This window comes from Kitasatospora sp. NPDC059673 (assembly GCF_042734215.1).
Lineage (GTDB): Bacteria > Actinomycetota > Actinomycetes > Streptomycetales > Streptomycetaceae > Kitasatospora.
Map to the genome: position 1 here is coordinate 198,474 of NZ_JBHWEN010000001.1, position 18,414 is coordinate 216,887.

The following is an 18,414-nucleotide window of genomic DNA, read 5'->3' on the forward strand; positions in this document are numbered from 1 at the left end:
CGCACCGATTTCCGCTTCCGCGCGTTGAACAGGGGGCGTTTGTCGCATGCCGGTTCTCGCCGCCGACGCCGACCGTTGATCCGGGGGCCGGCCTCTCGGCGGTCCGCCCAAGGAGTTGTCGATGCCGCACGTCCGTGGACCGAATCTCGCGCTGCGCACCCGCATGGCGGAGGCCGGGTGGAACGGGCCCGCCCTGGCGGCGGCGCTGCAGAAGGTGGCCCGGGAGAGCGGGTTCAGCGTCGGCTACGACCGGACGACGGTGGCGCACTGGCTGTCGGGCACGCAGCCCCGGCATCCGGGGCCGCAACTGCTGGAGGAGGCGTTCGCCCGGCGGCTGGGACGGCCGGTGTCCCGGGCGGAGCTGGGGCTCCGCCCGGCCGGTCCCGCGACCGGTGAGGACGCCGAGACGGAGCCGGCCGACGCGCTCGCGGGGCTGCGCCGGCTGCACGCCCGGCCGCACTTCGGGGAGGCCTCGGACGAAACGTTTCATCCTCCGCTGTTCCGAATCCGCCTGCTGCCCGCCCCCCGCACCTCTCCCCCGTCCGCGCCCTCCGCCCCGCCCGTCCCCGCCGTCCCGCCCGTTGCCGCCGCTCCGCCCGTTGCCGCCGTCCCGCCGACCCGGCTCGCGCCGGTGCTGCGCCGCTCCGGCCCCGAGCGGGTGGGGGCGCGGCAGGTCGAGGCGGTGCGGGAGATGACGGCGTTCGGGGCGCGGCACTACGACGGGTACGGCGGCGCGATCGCCCGCAGCCCGCTGCTCGGGTACCTGCGCGACCACGTCCTGCCCTGGCTGACCAGCTCCGCAGGCGACCTGCGGCACCGTGAACTCCTGGTCGCGGCCTCCCAGTTGGTGCGCCTGGTGGGACGGACGTACACCGACGACAACCGGCACGGGGAGGCGCAGCGGCACTACCGGTTCGCGTACCGGCTGGCGGCGGAGGCGCAGGACGGCCAGGCGCAGGCGATGGCGCTGCGCGACCAGAGCACCCAGGCGGGGGCGCTGGGCCATCAGGCGTACGCGTCCCGGCTGGCGGAGGCGGCGGCCGAGCACCTGCCGCCGGACGCGGCGCCGGGGGTGCGGGCGTTCGTCCTGGCGCAGCAGGCGGTGGCGGCGGCCCGGCTGCGGCAGTCCGAGGAGGCGCTGCGGGTGCTGGACGCGGCCCAGCAGTGGGCGTCCCGGTCGGCGGCGGAGGGCGGCCCGCACCGGTACCCGGAGCCGGCGCTGCTGTACCAGGCGGCGCAGGTCCACCGGTCGTTGCGGGCCACCGAGTTGTCGCTGTCCTACCTGCGGGCCTCGCTGCGGGCCCGCCCGGCGGGCGAGCACCGGACCATCGGGGTGTCGTTGCTCCAGCTCGCTCACCTGGAGCTGGACGCCGGGAACATTCACCAGGCCCGGCGGGCGTACACGAGCTTCCGCGAGCGGCACGACGTGCTGCGCTCTCCGGCCACCGCGCTGCAACTCTCCCGTCTGGAGGGTCGGTTCGCCCGCCTGGGTGGTTAGCGCGAGCCCTGGGAACCGCCCCGGGCCGGGTGGGTGATCCATGGGGCATGAACGATCCCGCGTACTACCCGCTGCTGTCCCCGCCACCTGCCCCGGCCGACGCGCCTCCGTCCGCTCCGCCCGCTCCGTTCCCTCCGCCGGACGAAGGCGTTGAGGCCCGCACGCCGGTGGGCGGCCGCGACACGCGCTGCTGAGGCCGGTCCGGCCCCGGGTGGGGTTGCCCGGGGCCGGCCCGCTTCGTCGTGACCCGGGGGGCAGAAAGGGTTCTTCCATTTCCTCCCCCGGGCGTTCTCAGGAGGCCCGTCCGCCCAGGGCGGGGACCCGGAGGCGGGCGGTGGCCGGGACGGGGACGCGGCCGGCGGGGGCGACGGTGGAGAGCGGGCCGATGGGGCGGACCCGGTAGCGGTTCAGGTGTCGGCGTTCCGCGTCGCGCAGCGGCCGGCTGCGGCCGGTTCCGGCGTCGGTCGGCACCGTGACCGTCCGGGCCTCGAAGGCCAGCTCGCCGTCGCGGCGCGCCTCGCAGGTGGTGGCGATGGACGCCGTGCCGAGACGTTCCACCCAGATCTGCACGGGTAGTGGGGTGGGGCAGTGGTAGAGCGGCGAGCGGTAGTCGATCTCATGGCGGGCGATCATGAAGCCGTCCTCGAACAGCTGCTGGCCCTCGCTCTCGTCGTACAGCAGGCAGTAGACGGCCTCCTGCACGTACTGCAGCACCTTCAGGTTGTTGATGTGTCCGAAGGCGTCCATGTCGCCCCAGCGGGTCCGGCACAGGTAGGTGTACAACGGTCAGCCGTCCGTTCGGTGTTCGGTCCCGAAGCCGAGAGTGCGGCGCAGGTAGCCGTAGGCGTACGGGGAACGGCGCAGCGCGGCGTCGTCGCCCTGCTCGTAGACCTCGCTCGCGGTGTCCAGGACGGCGAGGCCGAGAATCTTCTCCGTCCGTCGACAGAGCCGTTCGAGTTCGGTGAGCCGCTGGGACGCGGGCAGGCCCGCGAGGGCCGCACACTCCTTCTCCACCTGATCGACCCCGCCACGGTAGTCAGTCATCGGTTCCTCTTTTCCTGTCGGACTTGATTCGTGTAGGGCCTCATCCGCCGAGGGGAAGGACAGGCGGATCCGTTGACGCCGAAGGTCCTTCCGGTGATCAAACTCGGTCCCCCCGCAGCCGGACATGGTGGGGCTCCCTGTGTTTGGTTGAAGATCGCTGCGTTCCCGGACTCTTTCAACACAGCCCTCCACCCGAGCCTGTTTCAGCGGTGGCCGACCTCCTGAACCGTACGTACACCAACCCAGAGGGCGCGATCGACACCCGGGAATGATCCAAAACGCACGACCATAGGGTGATCACATGACCAGCCAGGACGCCTTCCGCCGGCGGGAACTCAGCCCACCAGCGTGAGGGCGAGGACGGCCTCCGGGAGGGCGGCGATCACCAGACCGTCCGGGGTGACGGCGAGGGAGCGGATGGGGGCGCCCAGCCGGATGTCGGCGCCGCGGTGGCGCTCGCCCCAGCGGCGCAGGCGCAGCAGGCCGTCGGACCAGGCGGCGGCGAGGAGGAGGCCGGCGGGGGTGGCGCCGAGGGCGGTGGCGGTGACGGGGTGGGGGCGCTGGTCGACGGGGGCGGGCAGTGGGGGGCGGCCGGGCATCCAGGTCCAGACCCGGCCGTCCTCTCCGCCGCTGACCACCAGGGTGCCGCCGTCCGCGTCGGTGACGCCGAGCGCGGTGACGGGGCCGTCGTGCAGCGGGGTTTCGGGGCGGCGGGTGACGCCGGTGGACAGGGTGTTGTGGCTGGTGGAGCCGTCGGGGTGGCCGAGGACGAGGGCGTCGTGGTGGCCCGCGACGGCCGTGCAGGGGCCGAGCGTTTCGAGGGCGCCGGGCGGTGCGCCGACCGCGCCGTCCAGGGTGATCGAGCCGAGGGTGCCGGAGGCGTCGAGCAGCAGGGCGCCGCCGAACGCGGTGGCGGTCAGGGCGCGCGGGTGCGGTTCGGTCAACGGGGCGCCGGGCAAGGAGAGTTCGCCGGTCGCCGGGTCGGCGAGGTGCAGGGCGCCGTCGAGCAGCAGCAGTGAGCCGGTCCGCGGGCCGATGCCGAGCGCGGTCATGCACGGGCCGCCGGCCGCGGCGGCGGGGCGGTTCCAGACGGTGTGCCAGCGGGCGGCGGCGAGTTCGGCGCAGTACGCGGCGGAGGTGTCGTCGCGGCCGGTGAGCCAGGCGTGCAGGACGGCGGCCCGGTCGGCGGGGCGGGCGAGTGCGGCCCGGTCGGGTGCGGCCAGCCGCCAGGCCTCGGCGAGGGCGGTGGCGGGGGTGCCGGCGTCCTCGGCGCGCTGGAACGCGGCGGTGACGGTGGCGGGTTCGGCGTGCAGCAGCAGGTCGAGCTCGTCCAGCATCGGCGAGGCCGGGTCGGCGGCGGAGGCGTGCCGCAGCAGCAGCGCGAGGCGTTCGGGGTCGCTGGCGGCGAGGTCGGGTCCGCCGTCGGCGCGGACGGGGATGCCACCGGCCACCTCCCACATCATGGCGGGGTGGTCGACGGGCGGGCGGTCGGCGGCGACCCGGTCGGCGACCTCGTCGGGGCGCAGCCGCCAGCGGTCGGCCATCGGCGGCGGGGGCAGCAGGTCGGCGGCGGACTTGACGACCTGTTCGCCGCCCGCGCCGGGGAGGGTGGCCCACAGTTCGGTGCTGAGCGGCCCGTCGGCGGTGGACAGGGCGGTCAGGGCGCCGCGTTCGGCCTCGGGCAGCGCGGTCCACCAGGTGTCGGCGAGGGCGGTGGCGCGTTCGGCGGGCGTTCGGGCCGGGTCGAGGACGGCGCCGGGGGTGCGGGCGGCGAGCTGGGCGAGTCCCGGGCTGGGGTGGGTGGTGGCGGGATCGACCTGGTGGCCGGTCAGGCGGGCGCACCAGGCGCCGTACTGCGCGGGGTCGGTCCACTGCGGCTGGTCGAGGTCGAGGACGGCGCCGCCGGGGGCGACGGCGGTGAGCCGGTCGGCGGCGGGCCCGTGGCCGGCCTCGACGACCAGCAGCAGCCAGGGGACGGACAGCAGCGGGGCGAGCAGTTCGGCGGCGATCCGTTCGGGGGTGCCGGGCAGCGCGGGTCCGCCGGCCCGGTCGAGGTCGGTGACCACGATGGTGCGCGGGGTGCCGTCCTGGAGCGCTTCGAGCAGGTCGGCGGGGGTGCCGGCGGTGAGGCCGAGCAGGTCGGCGAGCCGGGCGGTGGCCGAACGGACCGTCAGCCCCTCGACGTCCAGCAGTGCGTGGACGCGTCGCCCGGGCCGGGGGTGGTCGGGCGGGCAGGCGGCGGCCAGCCAGGTCAGCAGGTGGGTGCGGCCGCTGCCGGAGGAACCGGCGACCCGGCACAGGCGCGGGCCCCGGGTGTCCTCCAGCCAGGACAGCAGGGCGCGCCCGGCGGGCCGGCGGCCGGCCCCGAGCGGGGGCAGGCCGGGCGGCGGGGCGTCGGCCGGGACGGGGTCGGCGAGCGGGCGGCGGTGGCGCGGGTGCGGCCGGTACGCGGCGTCGGCGCCGGGTGGCCAACTGCCCTGCACCGCATGGACGGGGACCCGCCCGGCCGGGTCCACGCCCTCGTCCAGCCGGTACCGCCAGAGGTTGTCGCCCTGCCCCTGCGTGCCACTGTCCACCGCTGTGCCGTTCACTGTGTGCGCTGTCCTTCGTGTCCGTCCCCGTGCGCCGGCCCCCTCCACGGGGCGGTGCGCACGGCCCGGCTGTCGCGCCCGGCCCGGTCCGTCCCCCGTACATCTCCGGCGGCGGTCAGCCTACTGGAGGTGCGGGTACGTCCGTTCGAGCCGTGCGGGCGGCCCGGAGCCGCTCTGTGGGCCGGCTCACACCACCCGCCGGCCGTGTCACTTTTCGCCCGCCGGGAGCGCTCTCACCTGCAACACGATCGACTGAGAGGAACACCCAGGATGACCGGGGACCGGACGGGGCAGGCGGAGCGGGCGACGGCGGCGGCCTCCGACGAGGCCACACGCGAGTACGCGGAGCACCGGGAGTTGCTGTTCTCCCTGGTCTACAACCTGCTCGGCAGCGTCGCCGACACCGAGGACGTGCTGCAGGACACCTGGCTGGCCTGGGCGGCGCGGCGCGCGGACGGGACGGCGGGGCCGGTGGAGCACCCGAAGGCGTACCTGGTGCGGGTGGCGGTGAACCGGGCGCTGGCGCAGCAGGCGGCGGTGAGCCGGCGGCGCGAGACCTACGTGGGGCCGTGGCTGCCGGAGCCGCTGGTGGGCCCGCTGGCGGAGCCGGGGGCCGCGGTCGGGGACGGGCCGGCGGAGGTGGAGCGCGCCGAGGCGGTGTCCTTGGCGTTGCTGGTGGTGCTGGAGACGCTGTCGCCGCTGGAGCGCAGCGCGTTCGTGCTGCACGAGGTGTTCGGGTACAGCGGCGCGGAGATCGCCGGGATCCTGGGGCGCAGCCCGGCGGCGGTGCGGCAGTTGACGAAGCGGGCGCGGGATCACGTGCAGGCCAGGCGGCCCCGGTACGAGCCGGAGCCGGCGGTGCGGCGGCAGGTGACGGAACGTTTCCTGGCGGCGGCGTTGGGCGGGGATCTGGCGGCGCTGCTGGAGTTGCTGTCGCCGGAGGTGACGCTGTGGGGCGACGGCGGCGGGAAGGCGCCCGGGGGGCTGCGTCCGCTCACCGGCCGGGCCAAGGTGGCGCGGCTGCTGGCGGCGCTGGCGTCGAAGTCCGCCGGTCGCGGGCTGGTGGCCGACTGGCGGAGCGTCAACGGTGCGCCGGCGGTGGTGCTTTCGGCGTTCGGCCGGGCGTTCGCGGTGCTGGTGCTGGACCTGGTGCCGGACGGCGACCGGATCTCCGGCATCTACGCGGTGTCCAACCCCGACAAGCTGGGGGGTCTGGCGTGAACCGGCTGAGGTCGTGGCTGACGGCGCCCGCCGGCCGGCGCGGCAAGTGGGTGGTGCTGGCGCTGTGGGCGGTGCTGCTGGTGCCCGCGCTGCTGCCGGCGGGGCGCCTCGGCGAGGTGGAGCAGAACGACAACGCGGCGTGGCTGCCGGGCGGGGCGGAGTCCACCGCCGTGGTGCAGCGGGCCGCGGCGCTCGGGGCGGCGGACACCGTCCCGGCGATCGTCCTGTACGACCGTCCGACCGGCATCACACCCGCCGATCTGACCAAAGCACAGTCCGACGCGGCGGCGTTCGCCTCCGTCGAGGCGGTGGTCGGCACCGTGCAGGGGCCGGTGGCCTCGCCGGACGGGCAGGCGCTGCAGACCGTCGTCCAGCTGCACAAGGGGCAGGACGGCTGGGAGGGCCTGGGGCGCACCGTGGACGCGCTGACCGCGATCGGCACCGCGCACGCCGACGGCCTGGGCTTCCACGTCACCGGGCCGGCCGGGTACGCCTCCGACTCGATCAAGGCGTTCGGCGCGGGCGGCGGCCTGACCACGATCACGGCCGTCGTGGTGGTGCTGATCCTGCTGCTCACCTACCGCAGTCCGTGGCTGCCGCTGCTGTCGCTGGTCACCGTCGGCGGGGCGCTGGCGGTCGCCCAGGCGCTGGTGTTCGTGCTGGCCCGGTACGCCGGGCTGGTCGTCAACAAACAGACCGGGTTCATCCTGGTGGTGCTGGTGTTCGGCGCGGCCACCGACTACGCGCTGCTGCTGATCGCCCGCTACCGGGAGGAACTGGCGGGCCACCAGGACCCGCACGAGGCGATGGCGCGGGCGCTGCGCCGCTGCGCCCCGGCGATCACCGCCTCGGCGGCGACCGTCGCGGCCGGGCTCCTGCTGCTGGTCCTGGCCGAGCTCAACTCCACCCGCGGCATGGGGCCGGCCTGCGCGATCGGCGTCCTGGTCGGCTGGCTCGCCATGCTGACGCTGATGCCCGCGCTGCTGGTGGTCTGCGGGCGGCGGGCGTTCTGGCCGCGCCGCCCCGAGTACGGCGCCGCCGCACCGGAGGGCGGCCGGGCCTGGACCCGCCTGGGCGACGCGATCGCCCGGCGCCCGCGCACCATCTGGATCGGCACCTCCCTGGCCCTCGGCGCCCTCGCCGCCGGCTGCTTCGCGCTGCGCGCGGACGGCCTCGCCGACACCGAACAGTTCACCGGCCGCCCGCAGACCGCCGTCGGCAAGCAGATCCAGGCGGCCCACTTCCCGGCCGGCGCGGGCGACCCGCTGTACGTGGTGGCCCGGTCCGAGGCCGCCGACGCCGTCCGCACGGCGCTCACCTCCGTGCCGGGCGTCCGGGCCGTGCACCAGCCCCCGCTCGCCGGCCCGCAGGCTCTGTTCACCGCGGAACTCTCCGCCGACCCGTCCGGCCGGGACGCGATGCGCACCGTCTCCCTCGCCCGCACCGCGGTGCACGCCGTGCCGGGCGCCGACGCCCTGGTCGGCGGGACCACCGCGATCGCCCTCGACACCCGGGACGCGGCCTCCCGCGACGACGCCGTGATCATCCCGGTGGTACTGCTGACGGTGCTGCTGATCCTCGCCGTCCTGCTCCGCTCGGCCCTCGCCCCGCTGCTGCTGATCGGCACCGTGGTGCTCTCCTTCGGCGCGGCGCTCGGCGTCTCCGCCCTGGTCTTCCACCACCTGTTCCACTTCGCCGGGACGGACGCCTCCTTCCCCCTCCTCGCCTTCGTCTTCCTGGTCGCCCTCGGCGTCGACTACAACATCTTCCTGGTCACCCGCATCCGCGAGGACGCCCGCACCCTCGGCACCCGCCGCGCGGCCCGCACCGCCCTCACCGCCACCGGCGGCGTCATCACCTCCGCCGGCCTCGTCCTCGCCGGCACCTTCGCCGCCATGGCCTCCCTCCCGCTCGTCTTCGCCGCCGAACTCGGCTTCACCGTCGCCTTCGGCGTCCTCCTCGACACCCTCCTCGTCCGCTCCGTCCTCGTCACCGCCCTCACCCTCGACACCGGCCCCCGCCTCTGGTGGCCCGCCCGGCACCCCTGAACCACCCGGCAGGATTCATCAATACGAGCGACCTGACGCCCCGTTCGAAACGGCCCCACCCGGCCGCACCTCGGGTGTGGTGCCGCCGAACGGGGCCGTTGACGCCTGTGGGCCTACTGCCGTCAGACCAGGTGGTCGAAGGCGCCGGCCTTCACGCCCTGGACCATGGCCCGGATCTCGTCACGGGTGTAGACGAGAGGCGTCTGCTGCGGCCGCTTGGAGTCACGGACCGCGATGAACGCGCCGACCACGCCGAACTCCACGCAGTTGTCGTTGCCCCCGCTGAACGGGGACTTCTCCCAGACGACATCCGAGAAGTCCAGCTCGGCGGGGACGGGCTTGGTGGTGCTCAACTCTCACAGCTCCTTGAGAATCTTGGTGATCTGGCTGCGGGTCTCGGGTGGGCCGAGGGCACGGGCCCGCAGGTGGTCGAAGACCTCGGTGTAGCGCTCCACATCCTCGGATCCCTCGAAGTACACCGAGTTGGTCAGATTCTCCACCCACACCACGTCCGGATTCGAATCCGGGAAGCCCATGAGCATGAACGATCCGTAGAGACCTGGATGAAATCCGGCCACGAACGGCAGCAGCTGAAGTGCGATGCCCGGGCGGGGCGAGACGTCCAACAGATGTTCCAACTGCCCTTTCAGAACAGTACGGTTGCTACCGATCCTTCGTATTGCTGCTTCGTCGATCACCGCCCAGAGCTTCGGGGCGTCCGCGCGGCCCAGCAGCTTCTCCTGCCGTTCCATCCGCACCGTCACCAATGCGTCGATCTGTTTGGCCGTCAGATCCACCCGCATCTCGGTGATGACCCGGCGCGCGTAGTCCGCGGTCTGCAACAGGCCGGGCATGAGCTGCGGTTCGTACGACCGCAGGCTGGTGGCGCTGGACTCCAGCGCCAGGTAACCGCCGTACTGGGTGGTGTTGATGACCGCCGAGTACTTCTTCCACCACTGCTGGCGCTGGGCCTGATCGGCGCGGACCAGGTCGAGGATGTCCTCCCGCTCGCCCGGGTCAATGACCTGGTAGCAGTCCAGCAAAGCCTTCACCAGTACCGGAGTTGTTCCCCGGTCGCCGTTCTCGATCCGGCTCAGTGAGCTCTGGTTGACCTCCACCACCTCGGCGACCTGAGTGAGCGTCAACTCCCGGTCGTCTCTCAACTCCTTGAGTCTGGACGCGAGCTGACGTCGGTACACGGACTTGGGGGCGGGGTTCCTCTTCGCCATGCGCGCCAGTCTCCACCGCGCCTCAAGCGGACAGCAACCGATCGAGGGAAAACCCGCTGGGCATATTGCCCACCTGGCAGCCCGGCGGGCATGCTGACTTCCGGTAGCACGGCGTGACCACCCGGTCGCGCCTCGTGGCACAACGCCGCTGCCTTCCTTGCGTCGGCCGACGGGGCGTCAACTCGCCCTCGCGGTCGGCGGCTTGCTCAGCCGCACGGGAGCCCGCCATGCGCGAAGACCGCGCCCCAGCACCGCCCGAACCCGACTCCGCCACCCGCGGCTTCTACCTCTCACCGCGCCCCGACGGGTTCGTCCTGCACATGAACGCCAGCGCCGAACACCTGGTCGAGATGCGGGCGCGGGTGTTCAAAACGGTCACCTCGGCCGGAGCCGCCGAGGAAGTCGCCGAGGCCGCCCGCCTGGTGGCGAGCGAACTCGTCGGCAACGCGGTACGGCTGTGCGGCCCGCACGCGCCGGTGATCGTACGCCTGGCCGACGCCGGTCACGAGATCGTCGTCCAGGTCCACGACCCCGAACCGGCCGTCCTGCCGAGCCGGTCCGCCGAGCCGCCGGACAACCCGCGCACCGGCACCGGCCGCGGCCTGTGGATCCTCGACGCACTCGCCCCGGGCTGGACGGTCACCCCCACCCCGCTCGGCAAGCAGATCACCTGTACCCTGCCGCGCGCCCGCTCCGCCGCCGCGTGACGCCTCCCGGGAATTCCGGCGCAGGGCGGCCGACTTGCTCCGCACAATGATCTCCATGACATGGGACGGACTGATCCAGCTCGGCGACGGCGCCGTATGGGCGAGCGACAGCGGGGGTGACGGGCCACCCCTGGTACTGCTGCACCCCGGGGTAGCCCCTCACCCCCATCACCGCCCGTAGGCCACCGCCCCTCCCCAAAACCGGCCCCGCCGGCCGCAGGCCCACCTCCCCCGAGACCCGCCCCGCCGGCCGCAGGCCGCCTCTCACCAGGCCCGCCGCCCCCGCAGCGGGTTGCGCAGGTGGGTGACCAGCTCGCGGCGGAGGGCGCGGTCGCGCGCCGTCTCGGTGGGGAGGTCGAGTTGGACGATGTCCACGCCCGCGGCGCGGAGGAGGTGGATGCGGGCGGCGACGGTCGCGGGGGAGCCGGTGTACGCGCTGGTGAGCTTGCGGCGGATGTAGGAGGCGACCTGGTCCGGACCGGCGGTGCCGCGGTCGCGTTCGCGGTCGAGGGCGACGGCGTCCAGGTGCCGGGCGGCATCGGGCCCGGCGGCCAGCCGAATCGCGTCGCGGCGCAGGCGGCGCAGGTGCTGCTGCGCGGCGGTGTCGGTGTCGGCGAGCACGACGGTGACCTGCCGCCAGATGCGCAGGGTGCGGCCGTGGCGGGCGGCGGCGGCGCGGGCTTCGGCGATCCGCAGCCGGGTGTCGGGAAGCGGTAACGGGGGGACGGCGTACACCTGCGCGTACTTCGCCGCGAGTTCGACGCCCTGGGGCGAGGAGCCGCCGAAGGAGATCAGCTCGCTGCCGGGGGCGGGCCGCAGGCCGGGTCTGGCGGCGCGCAGGGTGTAGTACTCGCCGTGGTGGTCGAGGTCGGTCTCGGTGGCGAGGTAGCGGGTGAAGACCGAGAGGTACTCCTCGGCGCGCCGGTACCGTTCGGCTTTGGGGAGGGTGTCGCCGTCCCGGGCGACCTCCGCGTCGCTGGAGCCGGTGATCACGTGGGCGCTGATCCGGCCGCCGGAGAGCCGGTCCAGGGTGGCGAGTGAACGGGCGTCCACCGTGGGCGAGTTGGTGCCGATGCGGTGTGCGGCGGCGATCCGCAGGCGGGTGGTGGCGGCGAGTGCCCAGCCGGCCACCAGCCACGGGTCGGGCCAGGAGGAGGACTGGACGACGAGTGCGCTGTCGAGGCCGTCCTCCTCCAGTTCCCGTGCGGTCCGGCTGATGTGGGCGGGGTCGGCGGTGCGTTCGCGCGGATCGGGTGCCCAGCGCAGGGCCTGCCGTTCGGCGGGGGTGTCGCCGAGGACGGGGGCGGCGCGGACGCCTCCGCGCAGTTCGAGTTCCATCGGGTGGTCTCCTGGTGAGGGTGGCGGGCTGGCCTTCGAACCAAGGCCCGCCCCTGGACAGTTCGAGCTCACCTCGCGGCGGGCCCGAGCCGGGCGAGGGTGTCGAGCAGCCGGGTGCGGCCGGCGAACACCTCGGGCGGCAGCGAGACGTACAACTGGATGGCGGTGACGCCGGGTTGCTGGTAGCGCAGGATCTGCTCGCGGCACTCCTCGGGCGAGCCGCTGACGAACAGGGTGTCGACGATCTCGTCGGGCAGGGCGCGCTGCGCGCCCTCGTGGTCGCCGTCGGCCCAGCGTTTGTGCGTCTCGGCGAGCAACTCGCCGTTGCCGAGCCACTGGTGGAACTTGCGGTAGGGCTCGCGGTTGAGGATCCAGGCGAGGAACGGCCGGCTGGCGCGGTGCGCGTACGCGGTGTCCTCGGTGGGGCAGACGAACACCTTGACGACGAGCTCCTTGCCGGGCGGCTGCGGCCCGACGGCGTCGAGCACCTTCGGCAGGTCGTGGGCACCGAGCAGGTTGGTGATCGCGCCGTCGCCTTCGGTGAAGCCGAGTCGCAGCATGCCGGGCCGCAGCGCGCCGAGGATGACCTTGACCGGCTCGGCGGGCGGGTGGGGCAGGCGGTAGCCGGTGATCGAGAAGGTGTCGAACTCGCCCGCGACGTGCTCTCCGCGCAGCGCGGCGGTGAGGAAGCGCAGCACGTCCCGGGTGCGCTTGAAGGGCTCGTCGAACGGGATGCCGTTGATGTCGGTGACGTGCGCGGGCACGGACGCCCCGATGCCCAACAGGACGCGCCCGGGCGCGAGTTGGGCGAGGGTGGCGGCGGTCTGGGCGAGCACGGCGGGCCCGCGGGTGTGGACGGGGACGATGCCGGTGGCGATCCGCAGGTGCGGCGACCAGGCGGCGGTGGCGGCGAGCGGGGTGAACGCGTCGGTGCCGCCGCCCTCCGCGCTCCACACGTCGCCGTAGCCGAGTTCCGGCAGCCGTTCGACCAGGAAGCGGTGACGGTCGATGGTGAGCCCGGGCAGCGGCAGGGTGATGCCCCAGGCGGGCGCCGCCTGGTGCTGCGGAAGAGGGTTCGTCACGAACATGCCTTTCTCATGAGCTAGTTGATGGTCCGTCAGTTACCGACTCGGACGGTGGTGAGGTCGAGGAACCAGGACTGCGGCTGGACGAGGCCGTGGACGGTGGGGGCGAGGGCGCGCGGGTTGCGGTCGTTGACCACGAACAGCCACGGCGCGTCCTCGGTGACCTGCCGCAGCGCGCTGCGGTAGTCGTTCTGGCGGGCGGCTCGGTCGGGGTTGGCGGCGGCGCCCGCGAGCAGGCCGTCAACCTTCGGGCTGGTGTAATGCCCGGTCCAGAACGGGCTGTTGGAGCCGAGGAACAGCGGCAGCAGCGCCTCGGACTGGAACAGTGTGGTGGACTGGGCGATGGCGTCGGAGCCGAGCGCGACCTGGCCCTTGGCCTCGGCGCCGATCAGTGTGGTCCAGTCGGTGGTGCGGATCTCCACCTTGATGCCGACGGCGGCGAGGTCGCGTTGCAGTGCCTCGGTGATCGGCACCGGCAGCAGGTTGCCGGAGCCGCCGGTGGGCACCGTCACGGAGGTGCTGAAACCGTTCGGGTAGCCCGCTTCGGCCAGCAACTGCCGCGCCTTGGACGGGTCGTGGGCGTAGCGGTCGCCGGCCGGGTCGTAGGCGGCGGTGGCCCGGGGTGCGGCCTGGTAGGCCGGGTCGGCGGTGCCGTGCAGCAGCTTGTCCGCGACGGCCTGCCGGTCGATGGCGTAGTTGGCTGCCTGCCGGACCCGCACGTCCGCCCACGGCCCCTTGGTGGTGTCGAGGATCCAGTACCAGAGGTGGTCGTAGCTGTTGGTGAGGATCTGCGCGCCGGCGGCCTTCAGGCTGTCCAGGTCGTCGGGGTTGGGGTACTCGATCCAGTTGACACCGCCCGAGCGCAGCGCGGCGGTTCGGGCCGCCGCGTCGGGCAGCGCCTTGACGATCAGCCGGTCGAGCTTCGGGGCGCCACGCCAGTACGCCCGGTTGGCGGCGAGCTCGACCTGCTGGCCCTCGGTCTGCGAGACGAAGCCGAACGGGCCGGTGCCGACCGGGTGTTGGGAGAAGTCGGCGCTGCCGCTGCGGCGGACGGCGGTGGGGCTGGCGATCAGTACGTGCGCGAGGTCTTCGGGGAAGTGCCCGTTGGGGGCGGTGGTGACCAGTTCGATGTGGGCGTCGTCGGTCTTGCGGTAGGAGGCGATGTCGCCCGCGTACTCCTTGGCGGCCGCGCCGAGCGCATCGGTGTACTCCGGGCTGGACTTGTCCAGGTAGCGGTGCAGGTTGAACAGCACCGCGTCGGCGTCGAACGGTGTGCCGTCCTGGAACGTGACGCCCTTGCGGAGGGTGAACGTCCAGGTCAGCCCGTCCGGCGCGACCTGCCAGGACTCGGCGAGCGCGCCCGTCACCTGGGGCGGCCGGTCGGTGTCCTTCAGCAGCTCGTAGCGGGTGAGCCCTTCGTAGATCTGGAAGCTCAGCAGGCGTTTGCCCTCGAACCCGGCGCCGCCGATCACGGTGTCCAGGTTCGGCAGCTTCCCGGTCGCCCCGATCACCAGCGTGCCGCCACCCGCGCCGCCCCCCGCCCCGGCGTCCGGGCCGGCACACCCGGCCGTCGCCAGCAGGACGGTGGCGGCCGCCAGCGCGGCGGCTCTGGAACGGGTGCGGATGTACGTGCTCATGACGGTCCTTCGCTCGGTTCGGTGGTACGGGTGTGCGGCGCGTTCGCGGGGTGCGGGCCGGCCAGCGCGACGTGCGGGCCGGCGGCGGCCAACAGGGCCTGGGTGTAGGGGTGTTGGGGATCGCTCCAGAGGGTGTCGGTGGGGCCCTGCTCGACCACGCGGCCGGCGCGCAGCACCAGGGTGCGGTGAGCGAAGCGGGCGACGGCCGACAGGTCGTGCGAGACGAACAGGTAGGCGGTGCCGGTGCGTTCGCGCAGTTCGGTCAGCAGCTCCAGCAGCCGCCGCTGGGTGGCCGGGTCGAGCGCGGAGGTCGGCTCGTCACACACCACCAGGGCCGGTCCGGTCGCCAACGCCCTTGCCACCGCGACGCGTTGAAGCTGGCCGCCGGACAGCTCGCGCGGGAACCGCCGGGCCAGCTCGGGCGCGAGACCCACCTGCCGGAACAACTCCGCGACCCGATCGGCCCGTTGACGCCTCGGCACGCCGTGCGCCCGCAAGGCGAACCCGACCGCCTCGCCGGCCCGCAACGCCGGGTTGAGCGATCCGCGCGGATGCTGCGGCACGAACTGCAACCTGCCCCGCACCGCCCGGTCCGCCCGCGCCCGCAGGCGGGACGGGTCCCGCCCCTCGAACGCCACCGTCCCGCCGTCCGGCCGCAGCAGCCCCAGCGCGAGCCGCGCCAGCGTCGATTTCCCCGACCCCGACTCCCCCACCAGCGCGACGGTCTCCCCGGCCCGCACCTCCAGGCTCACCCCACTGACGGCGGGCCGGCCCGCCCAGCTCTTCGACACGGCGTCGAGCCGCAGCAGGGGCGCCCGGGTGCTCGACGCCACGGTCATCGGCGCGCTCCCCTCGTTTCGGCCGGGACGAGTAGGGTCTCGGCGGGTCCGGTGGTGGTCAGGCGGCCGTGCTGAAGGACGGCGACGGTGCCGCCGATCCGGGCGGCGGCGGAGAGATCGTGGGTGACCAGCAGCAGGGCGAGGCCCTGCTGGGTGCGCAGGGTGGTGAACAGGTCGAGGATGCGGGCCCGGACCAGGGCGTCCAGGGCGGTGGTCGGCTCGTCCGCGATCAGCAACTCGGGCCCGCACGCCACCGCGAGGGCGATCGCGGCACGCTGCCGCAGCCCGCCGGAGAGTTCGTGCGGGTACGCGGCGGCGGCCCGCTCCGGGTCCGGCAGCCCGGCGGCGGCGAGCACCGGGAGAGCCGCGGCGCGGGCGGCGTTCCGGCTGTCGGCCAGGCCGTGCCGGCGCAGCACCTCCGCGAGCTGCGAGCCGATCCGGCGCAGCGGGTCGAGGATCGCGGACGGGTCCTGCGGGACGTAGCCGATCCGCCGCCCCCGGACACCCGACCACTCCCGTTCGGGCAGCCCGAGAAGCTCGGCCCCGCCGAGCCGCACCGACCCATGCACGACGGCGCCGCGCCCGGGCAGGCCGAGAATGGTCCGCGCCACCGTGGTCTTCCCGCTGCCGGACTCCCCGAGCAGCACCAGCGCCTGCCCGGCCGGTACTTCCAGGCTCACGCCGTTCACGGCCCGCACCCCACCGGGGTACTCGACCGTCAGCTCCTCGATCGTCAGCACGCCGGTCGGTGCACGACCAGGGAGAGCACGACCAGGGAGAGCACGACCAGGGGCGCGGGGAACTGCGCGAAGAGGAACGCGTCCACCAGCCAGATCGCGACGCGGGACAGTCAGTTGCACGTGATCGCGACCTCGCCCACGGGCTCGCGCCCCCGGTTTCGCATCCTCTCCGGCGCGCGCCCTGAGCGTCTCGCCGAGGGTGTTGAAGAGCACCGAGACCGCGAGGATCACCAGCGCGGGGATGGCGGCGAGCCAGGGGTGGGTGAAGATCGCGGGGCGGAGTTCATCGAGCATCGCGCCCCATTCGGGGGTGGGCGGGGCGACGCCGAGGCCGAGGAAGGAGAGACCGGCGGCGTAGACGATGGCGAGGCCGACCAGCGAGGTGGCGTAGACGAGCACCACGGGGGCGACCACCGGCAGGACTTGGCGCAGGACCAGCGCGGGCCAGGTCGCGCCGCTGACTCTCGCGGCCTCCAGGTACTCCGCGCCCCGAATCCGCCGCGTCTCGGTGAACGCGACCCGCGCGACCGCAGGTGTGAGCACCACGGACAGCGCCAGCACCGTCGCACCGAGGCCCGGCGCGAGCAGGGACGCGACGGCGATGGCGAGCAGCACGCCGGGGAAGGCGTACAGCACGTCGAGGGTGCGCAGCAGCGCCTGTTCGGTGGCGCGTCCGCCCAGCCCGGCGGCGATGCCGAGCAGCGAACCCGCCAGGCCCGCCACCGCGACAGGCAGCAGTCCGGCCGTCAGCGAGGGCCGGGCCGCCCACAGCAACCGGCTGAGCAGGTCCCGCCCTTGGCTGTCCGTGCCGAGCAGGTGCCCCGCGCTGCCGGGGTCGAGCAGCCGCTCGGCGAGCTGCCCGGCAGTGGGGTCGGCGGGCGCGAGCAGCGGCGCGGCGACGGCCAGCAGGACGGGCAGCAACACACCTGCGACCAGCGCGATGACGGGAAGTCGTTTTGTCGTCATGTCCTCAGCCCCGCACTCTGGGATCGATCGCGGCGTGCGCGGCGTCCACCAGCAGGTTGATGCCGACGAAGGAGGCGCCGACGATCAGCACCCCGCCCTGGATCAGCGGCAGGTCGCGGGCGGTGAGCGCGTCGTAGAGCAGGCGGCCGAGGCCGGGCCAGGCGAACAGGGTCTCCACGAAGACCACGCCCTCCAGCAGGTAGGCCAGTTGCAGGCCGCCGATGGTGAGCAGCGCGGGCGAGGCGTTGTGCGCGCAGTGGCGCAGCACCGCGGCCCGGCCCAGGCCGCGGGCGCGCAGGCCGTCGGCGAGCTCGCCGTCCAGGACGGCGGACAGTGCGGCGCGGTGGACGCGCGCGGTGAGGCCGAGCGGGACGAGGGCGGCGGCGGTCGCGGGCAGCAGCAGGTGGCGCAGCAGGTCGCCGGGCCCGCCGCCGGAACCGAACGCGTCGTGGGTGCCGCCGGCCGGGAGCAGTTGCCAGTGGACGGCGAACACCGCGATCAGCAGCAGCGCCACCGAGTACTGGGGGGCGGAGACGGCGAGGGTGGAGGCCGCGCCGCACAGGCGTCCCCACCGGCCGCGCGGGCGCAGCGCGCCGAGGGTGCCGAGCAGGACGCCGCCGGCCAGGACGAGGGCGAACGCGGCGGCGGTGAGCGTGAGGGTCTGGCCGATGGCGGGCAACAGCAGTGCGGTGACCGGGCGTTGGGTGGACGTCGAGGTGCCGAGGTCGCCGGTGAGGGTGTGGCCGAGCCAGTCCAGGTAGCGGACGGGCAGCGGCCGGTCGAGGCCGATCCGTTCCGCCAGGGCGTGCCGGGCCTCGGCGGGTGCGCCGGGGCCGAGGAAGGCGGTGACGGGGTCGCCGGGGACGAGTGCGACGGTGGCGAACACGACGGCGCTCACCCCCAGCAGGGTGGGTACCGCGAGCAACAGGCGGCGCAGCAGGAAGCGGGTCACGGGGTGCTCGGGTCGAGACGGGCGCTGTTGGGCATCGGCGGGCAGGTCCTCCGGTTCGGCGACGGGGCGGCGGCACCAGGGCCGGTCTTCAAACGGCCCTGGGTGCGCTCGGTGCTCGCGGCGCGGCCCGTCGGCTTGTCCACGAGGGTTGCGAACAGTGCGCGTGGGCAGCCAGCCAGGCGTTCATGCTGGTACCGGTGGTCATAGGAGCAGCGGGACGGGGTATCGCGCTGGGGCCGACTCCGGGGCTGCGGACCGTCCTTGACCGCCCCTCGACGGCCTACATACGATTTCCGGTATGGCATATCGGCGGACCGACTTCACCCTCTGGGGGATCGGCGGCTCGTGGCACCGCAGGTGCTTCGACGAGACGTGTCGCCCCGGCACGGTGCGCCGCCCCCGGGCCTGACCAGGCCCCGGCGGCCGCCCGTCCTCCGCCGGGATCCGCGTGCCGCCGTCCGGCCGCCGCCGATCCCCACCTCCCGCGCCGGGCCCTGTGCCCCGGCCCGCCGCCTTCGA

The 18,414-nt window shown here is 74.2% G+C and carries 15 protein-coding genes; 4 read left to right on the forward strand and 11 right to left on the reverse strand.

Features of this window, described 5'->3' with window-relative positions; all coding sequences use genetic code 11:
* The first annotated feature begins 121 nt into the window (after window positions 1–121).
* Complete coding sequence (locus ACFV18_RS00785) at window positions 122–1,498, forward strand: hypothetical protein (RefSeq protein ID WP_380478005.1); 1,377 nt, start codon at window positions 122–124, stop codon at window positions 1,496–1,498.
* 291 nt (window positions 1,499–1,789) lie between these two features.
* Here the strand turns inward: ACFV18_RS00785 and ACFV18_RS00790 are convergent, their stop codons facing one another.
* From ACFV18_RS00790 to ACFV18_RS00800, 3 genes are all read right to left on the reverse strand, one after another.
* Window positions 1,790–2,281 (reverse strand): acyl-CoA thioesterase, encoded by a 492-nt coding sequence (locus ACFV18_RS00790; RefSeq protein ID WP_380478006.1) that lies wholly within the window; start codon window positions 2,279–2,281, stop codon window positions 1,790–1,792.
* Window positions 2,282–2,284: 3 nt separating this feature from the next.
* Window positions 2,285–2,542 (reverse strand): hypothetical protein, encoded by a 258-nt coding sequence (locus ACFV18_RS00795; RefSeq protein ID WP_380478007.1) that lies wholly within the window; start codon window positions 2,540–2,542, stop codon window positions 2,285–2,287.
* Between the two features lie 335 nt (window positions 2,543–2,877).
* Window positions 2,878–5,133, reverse strand: coding sequence for a hypothetical protein (locus ACFV18_RS00800; RefSeq protein WP_380478008.1), 2,256 nt, complete (start codon window positions 5,131–5,133; stop codon window positions 2,878–2,880).
* A gap of 270 nt (window positions 5,134–5,403) precedes the next feature.
* Here ACFV18_RS00800 and sigJ point away from each other — a divergent pair, with 270 nt between their 5' ends.
* Window positions 5,404–6,354 carry an RNA polymerase sigma factor SigJ gene (gene sigJ / locus ACFV18_RS00805; RefSeq protein ID WP_380478009.1) on the forward strand — a complete coding sequence of 317 codons (951 nt, stop codon included), beginning with the start codon at window positions 5,404–5,406 and terminating at the stop codon, window positions 6,352–6,354.
* A complete protein-coding gene (locus ACFV18_RS00810) occupies window positions 6,351–8,402 on the forward strand; it encodes an MMPL family transporter (RefSeq protein ID WP_380478010.1) in 2,052 nt (683 codons plus the stop codon). Before sigJ ends, ACFV18_RS00810 begins: the two co-directional genes overlap by 4 nt.
* Before the next feature lie 122 nt (window positions 8,403–8,524).
* Here the strand turns inward: ACFV18_RS00810 and ACFV18_RS00815 are convergent, their stop codons facing one another.
* Together ACFV18_RS00815 and ACFV18_RS00820 are read right to left on the reverse strand one after the other, a co-directional pair.
* Window positions 8,525–8,755 carry a DUF397 domain-containing protein gene (locus tag ACFV18_RS00815; RefSeq protein WP_380478011.1) on the reverse strand — a complete coding sequence of 77 codons (231 nt, stop codon included), beginning with the start codon at window positions 8,753–8,755 and terminating at the stop codon, window positions 8,525–8,527.
* Between the two features lie 3 nt (window positions 8,756–8,758).
* Window positions 8,759–9,631, reverse strand: a complete 873-nt coding sequence (locus ACFV18_RS00820; protein ID WP_380478012.1) for a helix-turn-helix transcriptional regulator — start codon at window positions 9,629–9,631, stop codon at window positions 8,759–8,761.
* A gap of 227 nt (window positions 9,632–9,858) precedes the next feature.
* On the opposite strand from ACFV18_RS00820, the gene ACFV18_RS00825 reads away from it, so the two are divergent.
* Complete coding sequence (locus ACFV18_RS00825; protein WP_380478013.1) at window positions 9,859–10,338, forward strand: ATP-binding protein; 480 nt, start codon at window positions 9,859–9,861, stop codon at window positions 10,336–10,338.
* A gap of 264 nt (window positions 10,339–10,602) precedes the next feature.
* Here ACFV18_RS00825 and ACFV18_RS00830 read toward each other — a convergent pair whose 3' ends face one another.
* From ACFV18_RS00830 to ACFV18_RS00855, 6 genes are all read right to left on the reverse strand, one after another.
* Window positions 10,603–11,676: an LLM class flavin-dependent oxidoreductase gene (locus tag ACFV18_RS00830; RefSeq protein ID WP_380478014.1), complete on the reverse strand. Its 1,074-nt coding sequence runs from the start codon at window positions 11,674–11,676 to the stop codon at window positions 10,603–10,605.
* 68 nt (window positions 11,677–11,744) lie between these two features.
* Entirely contained in the window at window positions 11,745–12,758 is a 1,014-nt protein-coding gene (locus tag ACFV18_RS00835) for an LLM class F420-dependent oxidoreductase (RefSeq protein ID WP_380478015.1), read from the reverse strand.
* A gap of 35 nt (window positions 12,759–12,793) precedes the next feature.
* On the reverse strand, window positions 12,794–14,398 hold the full coding sequence (locus ACFV18_RS00840) for an ABC transporter substrate-binding protein (protein ID WP_380478016.1): 1,605 nt from the start codon (window positions 14,396–14,398) through the stop codon (window positions 12,794–12,796).
* Complete coding sequence (locus ACFV18_RS00845; RefSeq protein WP_380478017.1) at window positions 14,395–15,237, reverse strand: ABC transporter ATP-binding protein; 843 nt, start codon at window positions 15,235–15,237, stop codon at window positions 14,395–14,397. Before ACFV18_RS00845 ends, ACFV18_RS00840 begins: the two co-directional genes overlap by 4 nt.
* Window positions 15,234–16,943 carry an ATP-binding cassette domain-containing protein gene (locus ACFV18_RS00850; protein WP_380478018.1) on the reverse strand — a complete coding sequence of 570 codons (1,710 nt, stop codon included), beginning with the start codon at window positions 16,941–16,943 and terminating at the stop codon, window positions 15,234–15,236. The genes ACFV18_RS00845 and ACFV18_RS00850 overlap by 4 nt, the downstream gene beginning before the upstream one ends.
* Before the next feature lie 4 nt (window positions 16,944–16,947).
* Window positions 16,948–17,895, reverse strand: a complete 948-nt coding sequence (locus tag ACFV18_RS00855; RefSeq protein ID WP_380478019.1) for an ABC transporter permease — start codon at window positions 17,893–17,895, stop codon at window positions 16,948–16,950.
* Between the last annotated feature and the right edge of the window lie 519 nt (window positions 17,896–18,414).